This window comes from Winogradskyella sp. (assembly GCF_025210595.1).
GTDB lineage: Bacteria > Bacteroidota > Bacteroidia > Flavobacteriales > Flavobacteriaceae > Winogradskyella.
Window position 1 is genome coordinate 1 of record NZ_JAOARH010000062.1, and the last position, 2,702, is coordinate 2,702.

The 2,702-nt window shown below is 32.9% G+C and carries 4 protein-coding genes and 1 pseudogene; 3 read left to right on the top strand and 2 right to left on the bottom strand.

Features of this window, described 5'->3' with window-relative positions:
* From N4A42_RS06460 to N4A42_RS06470, 3 genes are all read left to right on the top strand, one after another.
* Nucleotides 1–469 (top strand): LemA family protein (locus tag N4A42_RS06460; protein ID WP_294071567.1); only part of this gene is annotated, 469 nt, incomplete at its 5' end.
* 12 nt (nucleotides 470–481) lie between these two features.
* The gene (locus tag N4A42_RS06465; protein WP_294071570.1) at nucleotides 482–919 is read left to right on the top strand and encodes a TPM domain-containing protein; all 438 of its coding nucleotides are present in this window, start codon (nucleotides 482–484) and stop codon (nucleotides 917–919) included.
* A complete protein-coding gene (locus tag N4A42_RS06470) occupies nucleotides 916–1,800 on the top strand; it encodes a YgcG family protein (protein WP_294071573.1) in 885 nt (294 codons plus the stop codon). The genes N4A42_RS06465 and N4A42_RS06470 overlap by 4 nt, the downstream gene beginning before the upstream one ends.
* Nucleotides 1,801–1,884: 84 nt before the next feature.
* On the opposite strand, the pseudogene N4A42_RS14550 reads toward N4A42_RS06470, so the two are convergent.
* Nucleotides 1,885–2,193: pseudogene (locus N4A42_RS14550) on the bottom strand (outer membrane beta-barrel protein); the annotation flags it as partial.
* Nucleotides 2,194–2,577: 384 nt separating this feature from the next.
* Nucleotides 2,578–2,702: hypothetical protein (locus tag N4A42_RS06480; RefSeq protein WP_294071575.1), on the bottom strand; the 125-nt coding region annotated here is incomplete at its 5' end.

Below are 2,702 nucleotides of genomic sequence, written 5' to 3' on the forward strand. Positions count from 1 at the left end.
AGAAAGCACTTATCAAAGACGTAGCGATTTATATAGTACAGTAATTAAAACAGTACAAGGTGCTGCAGATTTTGAAAGAAAAACATTAAATGAAGTTATAGAAGCACGTTCTAAAGCAACTTCAATTAATGTTGATGTTAGCGACTTAACTCCAGAGAATTTAGAAAAATTTCAACAAGCACAAAGTCAATTAAGCGGTTCTTTTAGTAGACTTATTGCTTCTTTTGAGCGTTATCCAGATTTAAAAGCCTCGCAACAGTTTAGGGATTTTCAGGCGCAACAAGAAGGTACAGAAAACCGAATCAATATTGCTAGAGACCGTTATAATGAAGCCGTAAATAAGTACGATATTTATACCACTAAATTTCCTAATAAAATATTAGCTGGTATGTTTGGGTTTAAAGAAATGGCTAGATATAAAGCTGATCCTGGAAGTGAGAAAGTACCAGATGTAGAATTCAACTTTTAATCGATTCTTACTATGCCATATATTGAAGATTTCCTAACTGCAAAAGAAGAACAGGAAATCATTGAAGCCATTCGTATAGCAGAACTTGAAACTTCTGGTGAAATTCGTGTGCACATAGAGCAAAAATGCAACATGGATATATACGAGCATGCTTTAGAAGTTTTTCATGTTTTAAAAATGGATAACACCAAACAACAAAATGGTGTACTTATATATGTAGCAGTAGACAATAAAGCTTTTGTAATATATGGTGACAAAGGTATTAACGATATTGTTGGTAGTGATTTCTGGAATTCTACTCGCGATAAAATCGCTTCTCAATTTAAGGCTGGAAACTTTAAACAAGGATTAATTGATGGTGTTGCAGAAGCCGGTAAAGTGCTTGCACAACATTTTCCTTGGGAACACGGAGATAGCAACGAACTAGATAATTCTATTTCTAAAGGATGAGAGATAGTATGTCGTTTTCAATAAACTCTAAATCGTTAACTCTTTGCTTAAAAGCGATATACTTTGTTGTTATTCTTTTTGTATGCCAACTTGCTGAAGCACAATATAAAATTCCACCAAAGCCAACTAATCCTGAAGAAATAAAAAGGAACTATGTTGTATATGATGAAATTAAGTTACTTAATGCTTCAGAGAAAGAAAATCTCAGACAAAAATTAATTCGTTATGCTGATACTACATCAACACAAATTGTTGTAGCCATAATAAGATCTACCGAAGGCGAATACATTAATTATCTTGGCGCGCAATGGGGAGAAAAATGGGGAATTGGGCAAGAAAAAGAAGACAATGGTATTCTTATTCTTTTAGCAAAAGATGATAGAAAAATAGCAATTAACACAGGTAAAGGTGTTGAGCATTTATTAACAGATGCATTAAGCAAACGCATTATAGACAGAGACATTATTCCTTATTTTAAGCGAAACGATTATTATGGCGGACTTGATAGAGCTGCTGATGCTATTTTTGAAGTAATGCGTGGTGAATACCAAGCTACTAGACAAAATAATGCTGTACGTTTCCCTTTTGAAGTTTTTATTATATTATTTATTGTTTTCATTATCATTGTTATTGCTATTTCTAAAAGTCGTGGTGGAGGACGAGGAGGTAATAAAGGTAATAGAAGAAAAGACGATGATGCCCGAAGTATTTTAGAGGCTATTATTCTTAGTAATATGGGACGCGGAAGTTACTCTAGAGGTTCTTCTGGCGGAGGTATATTTGATGGTTCATCATCTGGCGGAAGCTTTGGTGGTGGAGGTTTTGGAGGAGGCTTTGGTGGTGGAAGCTTCGGAGGTGGTGGTGCTTCTGGCGGCTGGTGATGTTAGTATTCAGTAAGCCGTTAAAAACAAATACTAATAAATTCTCTATTTATCTACTTTATAAAGATCTCCTTGCATTTATTATTAATCAATATAGAAAAAATCGCCATCACCAGTTTCTCCTTTAGAGCCAAGATTATTAAACTTGTAACTAAAACCAAGCATAAAATATTGACGCAATACAGTACTCTGTGAATCTTGTATATAATCTTGTCTTGCTACACGTCTTGAGTTCGTATTTTGGTTTAACAAATCGTACACTTTTAAAGAAATTAAACCTTTATCTTTAAGTAAGCTATAGGTAAGTGTAGAGTTCCAAAACCAAGCACTTTTTTGAAAACCTTCAGCCACATCAGGATTATAATTAAATCTAATATCATTACTCCATTCAAACTTTTTTGGTAAAAATGTTGCTGTTCGCTATCCTGCATTATGACGTGTAAAATTTCTATCTTCAAACGCATCAATATCATAGGCATTATTAGAGATATTTATTTCATAATAAGGTTTAATTTCCATAACCTTATCCCATATAAAATATATACCTAAACGAGGCGTTACAACGCAAGAAATAGAAAAATCATATGAATTTTCTTAAAATAAATATAAACTATATTCAATCAGTAGAAATAATGTGTTAAAAACCACAACATATCTCACCAAAAAAATTAAACAGCTAAGTCCAAAATTATTGAAAGGATTTAAATGTGATGTTCTACCCAATTAACCTGTATATAATTACAGCTAACCAATAATTATATTTAACTAAAACACTACCTACTTTTTACGCATGTACACACTTACTGGCACACCTGTAAAATCGAAATGATCTCTCAGTTGGTTTTCCAGAAAACGTTTATACGGATCTTTTACGTATTGTGGTAAATTACAGAAAAATGCAA